Here is a 17,710-nt window from a genome sequence, read left to right on the forward strand (position 1 = left end):
AGGATGCAGCAGGTAGGGAAAATGCATAAGCAGATGGAGCCTTATTATGAAAGTAGAAATAGCAGGTCCTTCCTCCCTAACACATTTTATTAAATCCTGCAGCGCAAGAAATAAATTGAGGCGAAATCTGTACATTAGAACCTATGACAAAGCTCCTGTTGCTGCCCCTGTTGTTCCTCTCCCTGACCTGTAGCTTCGCCCAGACCACCTCCTACCGGAACCTAGTGTTTGAAGGTGCGGGCATCAGAGGCGTAGCGTATACCGGTTTTATTTCGGAGTTCGAAAAGGCAGGGCTGCTGGAGCAGGTAGAGAAGGTTGGTGGCACGTCTGCGGGTGCTATTGTTTCGTTAACGCTGGCGCTGGGCTACAATGCCGAGGAAATCACCGGCATCATCTACGACACGAAGTTTCAGCAGTTCAACGATGGGCAGTACATTTTCTTTGGCGGCATCAGCAGGGTAAATAAACGCTACGGTTGGTACAAAGGCGAAAAATTCCTGAACTGGCTGGAGAAAATAATAGCAGCTAAAACAGGAGATGCAGATATCACCTTCCGACAGCTGCACGACCGGGGCTTCAAAGAGTTGTATGTGACCGGCACCAGCCTGAACAGGCAAAAAATGCTTGTGTTTTCACGGGAAACGTACCCCGACATGAAGATTAAAGATGCCGTACGCATTTCTATGTCGGTGCCGCTGTACTTTGAGGCAGTGGTAATAGATAGTGTGGGAAAGGTAATAGACAAACCAAAAGACCTTGCTGGTTACGATATAGTGGTAGATGGTGGCATTATTGGCAACTTCCCTATTCAGCTATTCGACAGTGTAGCAACAGGTGCAGCAAATCAACGAAGCATCAACCCGCACACGCTCGGCATCCGCATTGATTCTGACCTGCAGCTTGAGTACGACAAAACTACCCATGAAATTGCTCCTTACCCCATCGACAACCTGAACGATTACATAGGCGCATTTTACGCACTGGTATTAGAAAACCTGAACCGGCACCAACTCACCGAGGCAGATTGGGAACGAACTGTTTCTATTTCATCGACAGGCATAGGCCCAAAGGTAAAGCGGCTCTCGAAGGGGCAGAAAGATGCGCTTATCAGCAGTGGCAGGCGAAGTGCTGCTGCTTTTTTGCACCAAACAAGCGGCCAGTAGCAACAGGAAACAATTCCCGAAGAGTTTTTAACATTAGAAAACCGGCCGAATGTTAAACGGTTGAATTAATTAAGAAGCAAAAGCAATGGCACATTCGCCGGGTAAACTACCCGAAGCTAACAGTTAGGAATCAAATTATTCTAATCAAAATAGCCTTCCAGAGGGTTTTGAGGCTTTTTTCGATCAGGCCTGGGCTATAAAGGTAACACAGCTGGTAGGGTTATGACCATAACATAAAATATTGAACTATTTTTTGGTGTACTTACAACCATTCAGTTTAGATTTGGGTCATGAAGATAGACAAGATGAAACTGTAATCTTCTAATTCAGCGCATATGAAAAATAAAGCTTTACTCCTCCCGCATCAGTTCCTTTTGATGTTGCTTTTTCTGCCGCTCTTGCTGCTGACCTCCTGCACCGATGAGGTAGAAACTACCATTACTTACACTGTTCAGGAGCCTGTATTGATGCTACGCGCCGACCTGAAACAAGCTGTAAAGGTTAGTACACCCCGCGGACTGCAGACACCCGGTAAAATCTATGTGAAGGGAAATTACCTGTTCATAAACGAAGTAGACAAAGGCATTCATATCATCAACAACGCTAACCCTGCTTCGCCACAGTTTGTCAGCTTTGTGGAGATTCCGGGTAGTGTGGATATGGCCGTAAAAGGAAACATTTTATATGCCGATAGCTACATAGACCTGGTGGCGCTGGATATAAGTAACCCCTTGGATGTAAAACTGGTGAAACGGGTAGAAAATATTTTCCCGAGTTATGGCCAACTGGTGCATGACACTGCCAAGATTTTTGTAGCCAGGTACGAGGAAAAAACCATTACCGAATCTGTGGAGAACTATAATACCCGGATCCAAAGAAACCCCTGGATGTTTTCGCAGCTGGATGGCAGCAACCAATTTAGAGAGTTTTCATCGGCCGTAGGTTCAGGTGCAGGCAAGGGAGGATCTATGGCGCGCTTTACGATTGCAGGTAACCACCTCTACACTGTGAGCCTCACCGACATGCAGGTGTTCGACATCAGCAATGCTGCGGAGCCACAGGCTGGAAATAAAATAAACCTGGGCTGGGGAATCGAAACCATTTTTCCTTACAACGACAAGCTCTTTATAGGTTCTACCACGGGCATGCACATTTACGACAACAGCAACCCCACTTCGCCGCAGCACCTCTCTACCTACGCACACGTTAACAGCTGCGACCCGGTGGTGGTAGAAGGCAACCTGGCCTGGGTTACCTTACGCTCAGGCACCAGCTGCGCCGGCTTTACAAACCAGCTCGATGTAATTGATGTGAGCAATGCCCGCAGCCCGAAATTAATTAAGACCTACCCGATGCAAAACCCACACGGCCTGGGCATAGATCAATCGACGCTCTTTCTTTGTGAAGGTCAGTTTGGCTTGAAAGTGTTTGACATCAAAAATCACCTGAAAGTAAATGAAAGCCTGCTGGCACACTTTAAGGAGCACGATGCCTACGATGTAATTCCATTGGGCACCAGCCTGCTGATGATCGGTAAAGACGGCCTCTACCAATACGACTACAGCAACGTAAGCCAAATAAAGTTACTCAGCAAAATTCCCCTCGCCAGCAAGACCATCTAAATGAAAGATTTTTCGGCCCTACTGCTTCTGTTTTTTTCGATATCTATTTTCTCTACTTCAGCGGCGCTAGCCCAGTCGGGTGCCGCCGCTGAGGACTCACGAAACACAGCCGGGTACATGGGCTCCGTGGAATTCGGATACCTGTATGGCAAAGTTAAGAACCAGTTTAATAATCCGCCTACCTACATGGCTGCGCCCAGTGTGCAGCTTTTTAATGGCTACCGGGCGCATCGTCTGTTTGCTATAGGCGGCACTGTCGGGTTCGATTTTTACGACAACATCCTTATTACACCCATTGCCCTTGGCATCAGAGGTGAAGTACTCAACAGACGAGTAAGCCCAATCTATAGTCTGGATGCCGGTTATGGCGCTTCTTTCTTAAGCGGAAAAGCTTTTGGAGAGCGGCCAGATGGCGGTTGGATGCTGAATCCTGCTTTGGGTTTCCGTGTGCAGACCGGCAATAAAGCGGCATTTTTGTTCAGCGCAGGCTATAAGCAGCAGCGTGTAGAAGTTGAATCGATTACTGGCTGGGGGCTTCGAACAAATCAACGCATTACTTATAAAAGGCTTTCGCTCCGGCTAGGCTTTATGTTTTAATATACCTCCTCCTGGCTTGCTAAATTCTTCTAATAAAAATAGCCTTCCGGAGGCAAAAATAGAATACTAGGCACAGGACGTCAGGCACAAGATTGGCTAAATTTAATCGCTGAATCAGCATCTGCACGCAATGATGAGCCATTTAACCTGCTAGCAGTCCAATTATTCTAATCAAAAAGCCCTTCCAGAGCTGTTTCCGCCCTCTTTGGCCTAAGGCCTTATTTCACAACACTTCTGTTAATCTCTCCAACTTAGCACTATAAGGAGCTACTGCAAATAGCCAGGTTACCTTTAATTCACACCCGCTTTAAGGTTTGTCCTGCTGTTATTTTTGATAATAATTTAGCAAAAGCAGTACCTAGGTTCTTCTTAGCTTTTTCTCTTCTAAATCCTTCTTAAAAAGATACAGGTCACGGCAGGATAGTTCCTCTAACTTGAAGTGTTAAATTCACAATTACCAAAGTTTATAAAGGGTTGTTTCCCCTTGAAATAAGAAGAGCTGGCCTAATTATAACGGCTGACTTTCTTACTTATAGGAACACAAACAACTTTACAACCTTGCTTATTGGTTGTCTGCCGTGGTAAAAAAAATATTAACAGTATGTTAGGTAGCAGAAAAAAGGTTGTTTCCAACAGCAAAAAATCATAGCCCTTACATATTAAAACACAATTACCAATACCTTACCTTTTACCAGCAAACGATTTTAAATACAACTCACTTCGCGAGCTGACTCTGTAGTATGCTATATTTTATTTTCTGGTGTAATAGAAGGCTTTCTCTTTAGCAAGCTTGTGAAGGTAACACAAGCTGCTACTGAGCACATAGAAAATGCTAAAGCATAATTATAACTAACATTAGTTCATTAGTAAATCCAATTTTCACTTAAAGAATTATAGCTAATCACATGTGCTGCTTCACCCTCAAAAGGTCTTGTTAGCACGTGATTCTAAAAATAAACATTTCTATCTAAAACAAATACCATTTTAAAGCAATCAAACTTTTGAAGATAATTAATATGACCAACCTCTACAGAGCTTCTGCTGCAGCTAAAAAGCAGCTGCTATGCTCCCCGCGATTTCCAACTGCTGTTTTACATGCTAATAACTTAACTCGTTAAATCAAAAACATGAGACAATCTTTCTACTATGGCAAGTATGTATTCTGGGCCATACCCTTGCTTGGTATTACATCCATCTCTGTTAAAGCTGACATCAGAGAGTCCGTTTCGGTACCCACTGTCGTTTTATTGGCCAATGCCCCTGCCGCCGCTACAGCTCACTTTGAGCGTGCTGCAGTAGATATAACTGTAACGGGCCGTGTGGTAGATAACGCTGGCGAAGGTTTACCAGGCGTAAGCGTATTGATAAAAGGAACAACTACAGGTACCACTACCGACATGGAGGGTCGTTTTAGCCTCACTGCCCCTGACGGAAATGCAACTCTGGTATTTTCTTTTATAGGTTTTGTTTCGCAGGAGGTGGCGCTGAACAACCGAGCCACCCTCAACATTACCCTCGCTGCCGACTCCAAGGTGCTGGACGAGGTAGTAGTGGTTGGCTACGGTACCCAAAAGAGGAGCGATGTGACTGGCGCTATAGTAAATGTTAGTGAAGAAGAGATACGATCGCGGCCAGTTGCCAACGCCTTAGAAGCCATGCAAGGCAAAGCAGCCGGTGTGGATATCACCACAAATGAACGGCCTGGTGAAATTGGCCAGATTAACATCCGGGGTGTACGGTCCTTATCAGCCAGTAATTCGCCCCTCTATGTGGTAGATGGCATTCCGCTAATGTCTTCTTCCGGCATCGAAACCCTAAACCCGCTCGACATAGAATCGATAGATGTGTTGAAAGATGCTTCTGCAACGGCCATTTACGGATCACGTGGCGCTAATGGTGTGATTATTATCACGACCAAACGAGGCAAAGCTGGCAAAACCAGTCTGAGCTACTCCGGTTCCACAACAGTAGAAAACATTCAGGACCGCACCCAAATGATGGATGCCGATGAATATTTAACATGGAGGCGCTGGGCCTACCACTACTCCGACCCGGTTCGCTACCCACGAGGAGACCAGCCTACACAGCAAAACGATTTCAATATTTTTCTGGGAGCAAACGATCCTGCTGCCTGGAACAACATTATGCGGGGCTGGGCCTCCGGCACCTGGGATGGTTCTCAGGTGCAAACTACCAGGTGGGAAGATATGGTAACCCAAACGGCCGTAACCCAGATCCATAACCTAAGCGCCAGTGGTGGTAGCGATAAAGTAAGAGCCTTCGGCTCTTTTGGTTACCTCGACAACCAGGGAACCATGAAGGGGCAATACTTTAAGCGCTACTCCTCCAAAATAAGCGTCGACCTGATTCCGTACGACTGGTTTGAAATGGGAGCCAGCATCAACGCCTCGTACAGCATTCAGCAGTACGGTCAGTCTACTACTGGCGGTCAGGTTTCTGGCCCGGGTAGTATTTACGCGGCTGCCCGAAACAACTTTTCGTATGCCGTCCCTTTTGATGCAGAAGGCAACAGAATTACATTTCCGGGTGGAGACGATCTGGTGAAGACGGTGGTGGATGAGTGGAATTACACTGACAATGAACGCAAAATGCTTCGCACCATCGGCAGCTTGTATGCACAGGTTAATATTATGCCTGGGCTGCGGTACCGGGCCAATTTTGGACCTGACTTCAGAAGCTATACCAACGGAATCTTTATAGATGAGAGATCTGTAAACCGGCTCGGTTCTCCTAACTATGCTTCTATTGAAAACCAAAGCGACTTTTCCTGGACATTGGACAACCTCCTGTTTTACGACAAGGCAGTAGGCAAGCATAGCTTAGGTGCCACGTTGCTGCAAACAACGTCAAAATGGAATCAGAACTCTTCTTACATGCGGGCTTTAGGCATTCCGTTGCCGAGCCAGAAATGGAACGCCTTAAACACAGAGAACGTGCCCAACCTGAACGCCTGGGATTCCGACCTGACAGAGCGCCAGCTTATGTCATACATGGGCCGCTTAAACTATGGCTTTGCAGACAAATACCTGTTTACGGTTTCCGGTCGCTGGGATGGAGCCTCACAATTGGCAGAAGGCCACAAATGGGCCTTTTTCCCATCGGCAGCTCTGGCCTGGCGCCTCGACCAGGAAGACTGGATGAAAGGCATAGCTATGGTAAACCAGTTAAAGATTCGTCTTGGTGTAGGTACAACAGGCAACTCAGCCATTGCCCCCTATCAGACACAGGGAGGTGTGGTATCGTTGTTCTACCCGTATGGCAGCAGTGCTACTCCAGGTTATGTACCATCGGAGTACCAGATCACCGACGGAAACCTGCCCCTGGCTAACCCTGCACTTGGCTGGGAGAAAACAACCCAATACAATTTGGGTATTGACTTTGCTTTGTTGAACAGTCGTATTTCCGGTGTAGTAGATGTGTATACCTCCCGCACCTCCGATCTGCTCATGCAAATGTCTATTCCGTCTCTAACTGGTTATACCACCACGTATGCCAACATTGGCGAAACCAAGAACAAAGGCATCGATCTTACTTTGAATACAGTAAACGTGCAGGCCGGAGGATTTACCTGGGAAACCAGTCTGAATGCTGGCTGGCAGAAGGATGAAATTGTAAGCCTGGCCAATGGCAAACAAGACGACATTTCGAACAACTGGTTTATAGGCCAACCGATCGGTGTAATATATGGCTATGCCTCTAATGGCTTATGGCGTGAAGGCGATGAAGAAGAAATGGCAAGATTTAATGCAAATGGCCATAACTTCCAGGTTGGTATGTCGCGCCCTGTCGACCAGAACAACGATTACATCATTAACCCTAACAACGACCGAGTTATCATCGGGCACACCCGCCCCCGCTGGACTGTAGGCTTAACCAATAACTTCACGTTCAGAAACTTTGATCTGGCTGTGTTTTTATTTGGTCGCCTGGGTTACACCTTTAATACAGAAGGCGAATGGCAGGGTGGCCGCTACGTGCAGCGCAGCATCAGCTATTACAACGAGAACAACAAAGATGCGGAGTATCAGAAGCCGATTTACAATGTGGCTGGTGGCGATCCTTATTCTAACATTTTAGGCTACAGAAGCGGGTCATTTGTAAAAATCCGAAACATTAACCTGGGTTATACAGTGCCGAAATCAGTTACCGACAAAATAAAGATCGATAACCTGAAAGTATATGTGCAGGCCAGAAACCCAGGCATCATCTACTCTAAAATAGATTGGCTCGATATGGATACTGGTCTCTCTACCTGGAACCGTGGATATGTAGTAGGGCTAAATATTGGCTTCTAAGGTTGATCAATAAAATCATTCAAAGGGAAAAAATCATGAACTATAGAAAATCAATTTATATCAGAATTCTGGCGCTGTCGGTATTGCTCAGCCCCGTTTCTTCCTGTAAAGACTTTCTGGATGAGGAGCTGATGACACAGCGAACCACAGAATACTTTACCACAGAAGAAGGCATACAGGACCTGGCAGTGGGCATGTACTACAACCTGCGCTTCCATTTTGCTTCTGAGTGGGGCTATGCCACCACCAACTATGGCACCGACGAATTCCGTGTTGGTGGCGATGCCTCTAATTCCATGTGGAACGATTACGGCGGCAACTTCAGCTCTCTTATACCAGCCGTAAACATAAATACGGTAATGCCCCAGACCCTTTGGGATAACATGTACATTGGTATTAACTCGGCCAACCTGCTGCTCCAGAATGCGGAGGCACACCTGCAGGCCGGTACAACCAAAGACACTTATATGGGCGAGGCGTACTTTATCCGAGCCTTCAATTACCTGAAGCTCGTTCGCCAGTACAGCGGTGTGCCGTTAAAGCTGACACCGAGCACCAGTGTTGAAAGAGAGTTTGAGCGTAGCTCTGCCCAGGCTGTGATGGAACAGGTCGTTGCTGACTTTAACAATGCCTATAACCTTTTACCGGCTACGGCTTCAGCTCCTGGTAAAATCACCAAAGATGCTGCGGCTCATTTTCTGGCAAAAGCCTACCTGTTCAGGGCCAGCGAAATTAACGACAGCTGGAATGGCGCCACCAAAGCCAACGATCTGGAGCAAGGCCTGCGCTTTGCTGACGAAGTAATTAGCAGACGCCAGTTGGCTCCTAATTTTGCTGACCTTTGGAACTATACAGCCGTAAACGGACAGAACGAGAACCTGAATGAAATTCTTTTAGCGGCACAGTTCACGTCCGACCAGTCGACCAGGGGAAGTTATGGCAACCAAATGCACTTATTTTATCTGTCGCAGTACCTCAACCTGCCACACATGTCGCGCGATATTGCGGGCGGGCGGGAGTACCAGCGGCTTCGCACCAACTACTATGCCTACAATGTGTACGACCGTGTTAACGACTCCCGCTTCTGGAAGAGCTTCAAAACCAAGTATGCCGTAAACAACCCTGCTGCCGGTTCAAATTACCAACTCGGCGACCTGAGTGTGATGTATGTCATTAACAACCCGAATGATACCCGCTTTGATGCAACCGGTAGCCTCAGCAATGTACTGGATCCTAAAACAGGCAAAGTTATTCCTTCAGTTTTTCCTCTTTATGCACAAGGCACCGAATACCTGAACAATGATAACCTTCAGAATAGGTTTGCGCCACTGAACAAGTTTATCGATGGTTCCCGGGAAGCCGTGAATGATGTGATCGGGTATCGGGATGGTATTCTGGCCCGCTTAGCCGACACCTACCTGACCGCTGCAGAACTAGCAGTTCGGCAGGGGGATTATGGCAAAGCCTTAACCTATATTAACACGGTTCGGGAACGTGGCACCTATAAGGAAGGAGAAAATCGGGCAGCTTATACCGATGGCGGGGCTGCTTACAATGCAACCACTAATCCCACAGGCTTTGCGACCTTTGGCGCCAGGAACTCCTTCTATCCGGCAAACTCCTACTACGAATCAAACAATATTCCGGTAACCACCGCTAAAACGGACCTGACTATCACCAGCTTTTCTCAACTGCCTGCCGAAGACGAAGCCATCATCAGAACACTCGGTTATGCCAGCGAGTACGACCGGGCTTTGGCGTTTATTCTGAATGAGCGATCACGGGAGCTAATGGGAGAGTTTTATCGTTGGGAAGATCTTTCGAGAACTAAAACGCTGTTGGCACGAGCCAGAGCTTTTAACAGAGGGGCAGCACCTAATATTCAGGAAAGGCACCTTCTTCGCCCTATCCCTCAGTCTCACTTAGATGCCATCCAGAAAAACGGGAGTGCCCTGACTTCCACAGAAAAGCAGCAAGAACAAAACCCAGGGTATTAATTTAGCTTAATTAGCAAAGCAGAGGGCTCCTGTTTTAAATGGTTCATTTAAAACAGGAGCCCTCTGCTTTTGTACCTGTAGCAAATGATTTTTCAATACTTAAAATTAAAAAATTTGAATTTCAAGACGGATCTCCAGGATACTGCCGCTAAAAATTAACTATAATTAAAGTACAAATTCTGTTCATTGATCACAGAAGCAGCTGCTACGACTTAATTAAATAAATGTTTCATTTAAATCATATTATTGCCACAATCACATTTATTCAATTATATATTTACTAATATACCATAAACCATATCTTGCAGCAGGAAATCCTACAGGCTACTACAGGATGCTATTCTAAATTAAATCTACTTAATTTGAGAAAATTTAAGTAAATTAATAGTGGTCAAAAGTTTAATTTTTAACTGTAATATTATGAGAAACAGGGTCTACTATACCCGATGCTTTTCCTGGGTTATTCCGCTGCTGGGGCTTGGTACGCAGCTCGTCCAGGCAGAAAGCATCCCTTCTATTGCACTCCATAAACATGCTGATTTTATACAAGCACCAATAGCTTCGACTGTTGCCCCACTCTTAACAAACGTAAGTTCAGAAAACCTTGCAACACACCCCGAAGCCACTGCCAGACAAGCAGTAACAGTAAGCGGCAAAATTACCAGCGACACAAATGAAGGCTTACCAGGTGTAAGCATACAAATTAAAGGAACAACTCAGGGGACCGTAACAGATATTGATGGGAACTATTCACTTCCTGTTCCTGATGGTAATGCAACATTAGTGGTTTCATATGTAGGCTACCTCTCACAGGAGATCGCAGTAAAAAACCGTAGCACGATCAATATTACGCTTCGAACTGATTCCAAAGCCCTTGATGAAGTAGTGGTGGTAGGTTATGGAACCCAGAAACGGGCTGATGTAACAGGTGCTATTGCCACCCTGGATGCCAAAGCCATAGAAGAAAGACCAATTGCACGGGTCGACCAGGCACTGGTTGGACAGATGGCCGGGGTGCGGGTGCAGCAAACCAGCGGTGTACCGGGCAGAGGGTTTAGCATCCAGGTACGGGGCTCCGGCTCCATCTCGGCAGGCAGCGAGCCACTTTATGTTATCGATGGTTTTCCGCTGGATGTCGCCTCACAAAGTGCTTCCGGTGGTTTTGGGCAGGGCAACCCGCTCGACAACATCAACCCCAACGACATCGAGTCTATTCAGGTGTTGAAAGATGCCTCAGCGGCTGCTATCTATGGTTCCCGTGGTGCAAATGGTGTGGTGATTATTACTACAAAATCCGGCAGATCAGGGAAACCCAGAATTACCTTTAATACCTACGCCGGCTGGAACGAAACCGCCAAGAAACTGGATGTGCTGAGCGGTGACGAATGGATAGACAGGGCCATTGAAATGGTGAACTACAATTGGGTAAATTCAGGCCCAGGAAGAACCGCCAACCAAACCACTGCCGAAAGAACGGCTATACTGGGCCGTTTCAGCAACACCCTCATGCTCGACGAGCGCTGGTTACAGCCTGGCTACCCAGGCCTCCGAATTGTCGATTGGCAGGACGAGGTCTTCAGGAAAGGCATCGTACAGAACTACCAGTTAAGTGCCTCCGGCGGCACTGAGGCTGTTAATTACTTTGTATCGGGTGATTACCTGAAACAGGAAGGCGTTGCAATCGGCGTAGGCTACGAACGCTACTCAGGAAGAGCCAATGTGGAGGTAAATGCCAACAATAAACTTAAATTCGGCATCAACCTGAACCCTTCCTTCTCGGTTGCAAATGACCCGGGTGTAGAAGGAAAAGACCAGCAGATGCACATTGCAGTAGGTTATAACCCTGTTGTGGAAGATACTGTTGGCCTGGATGTAAACACCGGCAATTACCTGCCCTACCAGTGGGGCGTATCCAGAAGCAGCCCGGTGCGGGTAATCGAAAACTCCATTGGTGAAACCAAAATATTCAGAACCCTGATTACCTTGTTTGGCGAGTACAGCATACTCGACAACCTAAGGTTCCGAAGTACCGTGAACCTCGACCATTCCGATGCCACCCGCAAAACATTTTCGCCCTCTTTTGTAAGTGGCCAGCGTGGTAACAGGCAGGCTTCCGGTGGTTTCGATGGCTACCGCAGGCAGACATTCGTAAACGAAAACACGCTATCTTACGATAAAGTTTTTGCCGAGCGCCATAACTTCTCTGCACTGGCAGGTGCTTCCTATAACATGGGGAACCTCAACAATTTCCAACTCCGCAGTGCAGGTGGTTTTCTTACCGACGATATCAGCACGCTCAACGCGGCCAACAACATTAACGTCGGCAGCACCTTCACCAATGAGAGCCGCCACACCTTGTTGTCTTACTTCGGAAGGGTGCAGTACAATTTCGCCGATCGCTACCTGTTCAGCGCCACTTTCCGCCGCGACGGTTCCTCCAGGTTCGGATCGGCCACCAAATGGGGCTCATTCCCCTCTGCCTCTATTGGCTGGAGAGTGTCTGAAGAGGCCTTCATGGATAATGTAGGTTTCGTAAACGATTTTAAACTAAGAGCCAGCTGGGGAATTTCAGGTAACAACGCCATTGGCAACTACGATCATATTGCCTTGCTTACCCCCGCCAGCTATAGCTTTGGCGGCAGTGCACCTGGCCTTGCCACAGGATTTGCCCCAGTGAATGCACCCAACCCAAATATAGGATGGGAAGAATCCAACACGATAGATGTTGGTTTTGACCTTGGGATGTTCGAGAACCGTATTTTCGCCTCTTTTGATTATTATACCAGAACAAACTCCAACCTCCTGCTCAGAATTCCGGTACCTACTGCCAGCGGATTTGGAACTACGCTAACAAACATTGGCGAAGTCTACAACCAGGGTTGGGAACTTGAACTGACCACCCGAAATACAACCGGCGCCTTCGGATGGACGACTAACGCAAACCTGAGCTTCAACAGAAATGAGGTAAAGAAACTCGGACCTAACAACACCCCTGTTCAGGCCGGTGGCTGGGGAACGCCCCACAGGCTGCTGCAGATAGGCCAGCCGCTGTGGAGCATTTACGTGGTGCAGCAAGATGGCATATTGACGCAGGCAGATATAGATAACGGTGTAGCCCGCTTTGGCAACCAGACTGTAGGCGACCCACGGTATGTAGATGCCAACGACGATGGTGTAATTAACGACGACGACCGAGTAATTGTAGGCAAACCAAACCCAGATTATGTTTGGGGAATTACAAACACCTTCACGTTTAAAGGTTTTGATCTGCGCGTGCTGGTACAAGGGCAGAACGGTGGCCAGCTTTACTCCCTCTTCGGCCGCGCCATGGACAGACCAGGGCAAGGTCTGGTAGAGAACACGCTGGGTTTGCACCGCGACCGCTGGAGATCGCCGGAAGATCCGGGTGCGGGAGAACGCGGAAAAGCTAACTCCAGCTTCGGATTCTTGAAAAGTGACTCCTGGCTGTACTCCTCTGACTACTGGAGAGTCCGCAACATTACCCTGGGCTACGACCTGGGCTCTATATTCCCAAACAAAAAATTGGTGCAAGGGGCACGCATCTATGTTAGTGCCGAGAACTGGTTTGGTGCCGATAAATATGCTGGCGGTTTTAACCCGGAAGCCGTCAACAATGCCGACAACTCTATTGTAGGCGACGACTACGGTGCTTTCCCACTGGCTAAGTCCATGATCCTTGGCTTAAACCTTACATTCTAAAACCAGGAAAAAATGATCGCGATGAAAAAGATATCTCTATTTATAGTCACTTTATTGGCTGTAAGTCTGGTGGCTTGCAATGATGAATTAGACCAGGTACCGTTATCAGATGCCAGTGCCGCAAATTTCTACCGAAACACCGCCGATTTTGAACAGGCGATAAATGGTGTCTACGGGCAGCTCCGGCCAGTTCCGGAACGATATTATGATCTTTCAGAAACCAGGTCAGACAATGTGTACGGCTCCTCCACTACCGGCGTAAGACCATGGGACCCGATAAACGACTTTGCCAGAAACCTTGCCAATAACGACCTGATTGCCGAAGCCTGGAACAACAACTTTAATGGCATTATGCGAGCCAACAACGTGTTAGACCGGCTCAATTCAAATGTAGTTCCGGAAGAAGCCATTCGAAACCGATTCGAAGGTGAAGCCAGGTTTCTGAGGGCATTCTATTATTTCGACCTGGTAAGGTGGTTTGGGCAGGTACCTGTATTCGACACGGCTGTATCGCCTACTGATGCCTTGGAAATACCAAGAAGTCCGGTGGAGGAGGTGTATGCCTTGATTATTTCAGACTTGAACACAGCGATACAGCTGCTTCCGCCAAGCCATAGCCAGGCGAACCGTGGTAGAGCTACTTCCTGGGCAGCCAAAGCAATGCTGGCAAAGGTACATTTAACCCGCTCCGGCCCTACCTATGGCATACAAGGTCCTGGCTTAGGCGTTAACGAATACTCGGAGGCACTCACGCTGCTCAACGATGTTATCAACAATGGTCCGTTTATGTGGGTGAACAACTACGCCAGCATATTTTCCTACAACAACGAGAACAACCCCGACATTGTGTTCGACATCCAATTCAGGAGTGGTCAAATTGGCCTTGGCACCACGCTTCCCGGCTACATGGGCACACCTTCCTATTTCAACACCCTATCAGGAAACATTGCCTTGCCGCAATCCTCGGTGGAAATGCGAGAGGTATCTAAAAACCTGATTAACTCTTACGAGCCAAATGACTTACGCCTGCCCGTTACGGTTCAGCGAGGTTTTACAGACCCGAACGGCTTTGTGGAGACGCGGGGTTTTTACAGAAAGTTCTTGGATGAAACGGCCACCATCCTGGACCGTTTCGACTGGCCCATTAATTTTCCTCTGATCCGGTTTACAGATGTAATGATGATGAAGGCCGAAGCCATTTTACAGGGAGCTCCAGGAGGATCGCAGCAAGAGGTAGATGACATTGTGAACATGGTGCGAGCCAGAGCCGGCTTAGCGCCAACAGCAAATGTTACACTCGACATGCTCCTGGACGAACGAAGACGCGAGTTTGCAGGCGAAGGCTTGCGCTGGCACGACCTGGTACGAACAGGCAAAGTAAAAGAGGTGATGGATGCGTGGCTTCCGGTTGAAGATGAGCTTAATAGAATGCAGAACAACATGGACATCCACTTTGTGATTTACCCGATTCCGTTTACCCAGTTAACTGTAAAAGAAGGACTCTACCAGCAGAACGAAGGTTATTAATGGTTCTCCATGATAAATGATTTATAATTTCAAAGAGGCTGTTCCGACTTATCGGGCAGCCTCTTTTTAGTACCTGGCTCTTAATAAGTAAAATTCACTATCTGCCATGGGAAATATTCCCGAACCTATTAAACGACTACTTGTGGTCCTACGGAGGTTAAGCTTATACCACATCACCTTTAAAAAATTGAAAGGCCTTATGCCTTATCTCTATAAAATGCCTCCGGAAGGGCAGTTTGATTAGAATAATTTCTTCCTCCAACAGTGGAGCGTCTTTAAGAGCACCTACCAAAAGTGTTCTTTTCCTGGTCTCCTGCCCCAATACATAGTTTTTGATTTGCTAGCGTCCAGCACAAATTATTCTAATCAAACTGCCCTTGCGGAGCCAATTTTACAGATTTTAAGCCTCGCCTCTGCAACGCCAAAAACTTAAATCAAGCTACAGGATATCACAGGATGGACATCTCCTGAAAATTACGAATGTTTGTTTATAAAACATTAATACCTTTTGCTGCTGACGTTGGCCAGCATGATGCTATTCAGAAATGAAAAAACCTTTCCGATACTTTTATACACTTTGGGTTGCAGCAACTATTTTAACCCTCTGCTCCTGCACCACCTCCACCCAGGTGATGCGCAAACAGGTGCCTAATAAGCTGGTGGTACTCACTTTCGATGATGCTTCCGCCTCACATGCTACTTATGTGGCGCCACTCCTGAAAAAATATGGCTTTGGCGGCACCTTCTTCATTTGTGAATTTCCACCCGACTTTGAAGATAAAACCAAGTACATGAGCTGGGAGCAGATACAGCAACTGCACCAGATGGGCTTTGAAATTGCCAGCCACACCCGCAGCCATACACACATTGCAAAAATGGCCAAGGAAAAGCAGGCCGAGGAGCTGCAGTACATCGAGGACAAATGCAGAGAGCTTGGCATACCAAAACCAACCACCTTTGCCTACCCCGGCTACAGCACCCACCCCAGCGCCCTGGAAACGCTGCAGGAACGAGGCTACCTCTTTGCCCGTGCCGGTGGCAGTCGCCCCTACAACCCCACCACCGACCACCCTTACCTGATCCCTAGTTACAGTACCACCGGCAATACCCCCACCGACAAAGCACGTGTAATGGGTGCGATCCGCGAAGCGAAAGGCGGAAAGATTGTAGTTTTCACGATACACGGTGTGCCGGATGTGGCGCACGACTGGGTAACCACGCCACCCGAACTATTTGAAGAATACCTGCAGTACCTGAAAGATAATAACTACAAAGTAGTGGCCCTCCGCGACCTGCAGCGCTACCTAAACGTGGAGCAGGCGCGCCAGCAGATAGAACCAGATTACAAGAACCTGGTGAACAAACCCTGATCAAAATAAAAATCACTTCTAACAATACCGCTCATGAAGAACAGATTCGCCACCATAGCGGCAGCCGCCATGCTCTTTTGCATCAGTCTGCCAGCCGCCGCCCAGCAAAAGCTGGAGACAGGCGCACAAAAACCCATGCCCCAGCAATGGATTGACAAAGACACTGGCCATAAGCTGATGCGCCTTTCCAGCGCCCCCGGCAGCAACTCCAGCTTCTATTTCCATAACAACCCGTTTGTAAAGCAGCTCAAAAACGAAGGCGACAAAATGGTTTTCTACAACACCGATGCTTCCGGCACCAAACAACTCTACACCGTCAACCTAAAAACCCTGAAGAATGAGCAGCTCACCACCAGCAAGTCTAAAAAAGTTGGTGAGATTGTAGCGCCAAAACGCAGAGAGGTCATCTACCAAACCAACGACAGCGTGTTCGCCACTCACCTCGATACAAAGAAAACCCGGCTGGTGTATGTGTTCCCGGCAGGCATGAGAACCGGAGTCACCACCCTGAATGCGAATGAAACATTGCTAGCCGGAAGTTTTGCAGGGCCAGAGAAAGACGAGATTTACAGGCAATACCCGGAAAAGAGCGATTACTTTAACCGCATCTTCGAAGCCAAAATCCCGCATACTTTGTTCACAGTAAATATAGAAACCGGCGAGATGAAAGAAATTCACTCCGAAAATACCTGGCTCGGCCACATTCAGTTCTCCCCCACCGACCCAGACCTGCTCATGTTCTGCCACGAAGGCCCCTGGCACAAGGTGGACCGCATCTGGACCTACAACATGAAAACCGGCGAGGTAAAAAATATGCACAAACGCACTGTAGAAGGAGAAATAGCAGGTCACGAATTCTTCAGCCGCGATGGCAAAACCATCTGGTTCGATCAGCAGGTGCCAAAAGGCGAGAAGTTCTACCTCACTGGAGCCGATGTAGCCACCGGCAAAGAAAAACAATACGAGATGGACCGGAACGAATGGTCCATCCACTTCAACATCTCGCCCGACCAAAAACTGTTCGCCGGTGATGGCGGAGATCCCGGTCAGGTAGCCAAAGCAGAAGATGGCATGTGGATTTATCTTTTCCGGCCCGAAGGCGACAGGCTGAAGTCGGAGCGGCTGGTGAATATGAAGCACCACTTCTACAAACACGAGCCCAACGTACACTTCTCCCCCGATGGCAAGTGGATCATTTTCAGGGCAAATTTTGAAGGCGATAGCCAGGTGTATGCAGCTGAGATAGCAAAGAGTAAGTAAATCATTAGGTCATTCCGAGCTGGGGGTAGGGGCCCTCGATTGCCGAAGAATCTATTTTGTACCGTTATGTACTTAATAGTTCCCTCGGCAAGCTCGGGATGACCGTAAAATTAATTAAGTGGGTACAATTGGATCAGC

At 47.7% G+C, this 17,710-nt stretch carries 9 protein-coding genes; all 9 read left to right on the forward strand.

Annotation, left to right across the window (positions count from 1 at the left end; all coding sequences use genetic code 11):
• Nucleotides 1–143: 143 nt before the first annotated feature.
• The 9 genes from ACMA1I_RS17270 (at nt 144) to ACMA1I_RS17310 (ending at nt 17,572) form a co-directional block, all read left to right on the forward strand.
• Nucleotides 144–1,163 (forward strand): patatin-like phospholipase family protein, encoded by a 1,020-nt coding sequence (locus ACMA1I_RS17270; RefSeq protein ID WP_337069670.1) that lies wholly within the window; start codon nt 144–146, stop codon nt 1,161–1,163.
• A gap of 335 nt (nt 1,164–1,498) precedes the next feature.
• A complete protein-coding gene (locus ACMA1I_RS17275; protein ID WP_337069671.1) occupies nt 1,499–2,785 on the forward strand; it encodes a hypothetical protein in 1,287 nt (428 codons plus the stop codon).
• The gene (locus tag ACMA1I_RS17280; protein ID WP_337069672.1) at nt 2,786–3,382 is read left to right on the forward strand and encodes a hypothetical protein; all 597 of its coding nucleotides are present in this window, start codon (nt 2,786–2,788) and stop codon (nt 3,380–3,382) included. It abuts the gene before it with no gap.
• A gap of 1,127 nt (nt 3,383–4,509) precedes the next feature.
• Nucleotides 4,510–7,698 carry a TonB-dependent receptor gene (locus ACMA1I_RS17285; protein ID WP_337069673.1) on the forward strand — a complete coding sequence of 1,063 codons (3,189 nt, stop codon included), beginning with the start codon at nt 4,510–4,512 and terminating at the stop codon, nt 7,696–7,698.
• A gap of 35 nt (nt 7,699–7,733) precedes the next feature.
• Complete coding sequence (locus tag ACMA1I_RS17290) at nt 7,734–9,695, forward strand: RagB/SusD family nutrient uptake outer membrane protein (RefSeq protein WP_337069674.1); 1,962 nt, start codon at nt 7,734–7,736, stop codon at nt 9,693–9,695.
• A gap of 420 nt (nt 9,696–10,115) precedes the next feature.
• Entirely contained in the window at nt 10,116–13,415 is a 3,300-nt protein-coding gene (locus tag ACMA1I_RS17295) for a TonB-dependent receptor (RefSeq protein ID WP_337069675.1), read from the forward strand.
• Nucleotides 13,416–13,436: 21 nt separating this feature from the next.
• Nucleotides 13,437–14,942, forward strand: a complete 1,506-nt coding sequence (locus ACMA1I_RS17300) for a RagB/SusD family nutrient uptake outer membrane protein (RefSeq protein ID WP_337069676.1) — start codon at nt 13,437–13,439, stop codon at nt 14,940–14,942.
• Between the two features lie 545 nt (nt 14,943–15,487).
• Nucleotides 15,488–16,312 (forward strand): polysaccharide deacetylase family protein, encoded by an 825-nt coding sequence (locus ACMA1I_RS17305; protein WP_337069677.1) that lies wholly within the window; start codon nt 15,488–15,490, stop codon nt 16,310–16,312.
• A gap of 33 nt (nt 16,313–16,345) precedes the next feature.
• On the forward strand, nt 16,346–17,572 hold the full coding sequence (locus ACMA1I_RS17310; RefSeq protein ID WP_337069678.1) for an oligogalacturonate lyase family protein: 1,227 nt from the start codon (nt 16,346–16,348) through the stop codon (nt 17,570–17,572).
• Nucleotides 17,573–17,710: the final 138 nt, after the last annotated feature.

It is taken from the genome of Pontibacter sp. 13R65 (assembly GCF_047525655.1).
Taxonomy (GTDB): Bacteria; Bacteroidota; Bacteroidia; order Cytophagales; family Hymenobacteraceae; genus Pontibacter.

Coding starts and splice junctions, on each gene's coding strand:
- ACMA1I_RS17270 (WP_337069670.1), top strand. CDS start 144: ATGACAAAGCTCCTGTTGCTGCCCCTGTTGTTCCTCTCCCTGACCTGT.
- ACMA1I_RS17275 (WP_337069671.1), top strand. CDS start 1,499: ATGAAAAATAAAGCTTTACTCCTCCCGCATCAGTTCCTTTTGATGTTG.
- ACMA1I_RS17280 (WP_337069672.1), top strand. CDS start 2,786: ATGAAAGATTTTTCGGCCCTACTGCTTCTGTTTTTTTCGATATCTATT.
- ACMA1I_RS17285 (WP_337069673.1), top strand. CDS start 4,510: ATGAGACAATCTTTCTACTATGGCAAGTATGTATTCTGGGCCATACCC.
- ACMA1I_RS17290 (WP_337069674.1), top strand. CDS start 7,734: ATGAACTATAGAAAATCAATTTATATCAGAATTCTGGCGCTGTCGGTA.
- ACMA1I_RS17295 (WP_337069675.1), top strand. CDS start 10,116: ATGAGAAACAGGGTCTACTATACCCGATGCTTTTCCTGGGTTATTCCG.
- ACMA1I_RS17300 (WP_337069676.1), top strand. CDS start 13,437: ATGAAAAAGATATCTCTATTTATAGTCACTTTATTGGCTGTAAGTCTG.
- ACMA1I_RS17305 (WP_337069677.1), top strand. CDS start 15,488: ATGAAAAAACCTTTCCGATACTTTTATACACTTTGGGTTGCAGCAACT.
- ACMA1I_RS17310 (WP_337069678.1), top strand. CDS start 16,346: ATGAAGAACAGATTCGCCACCATAGCGGCAGCCGCCATGCTCTTTTGC.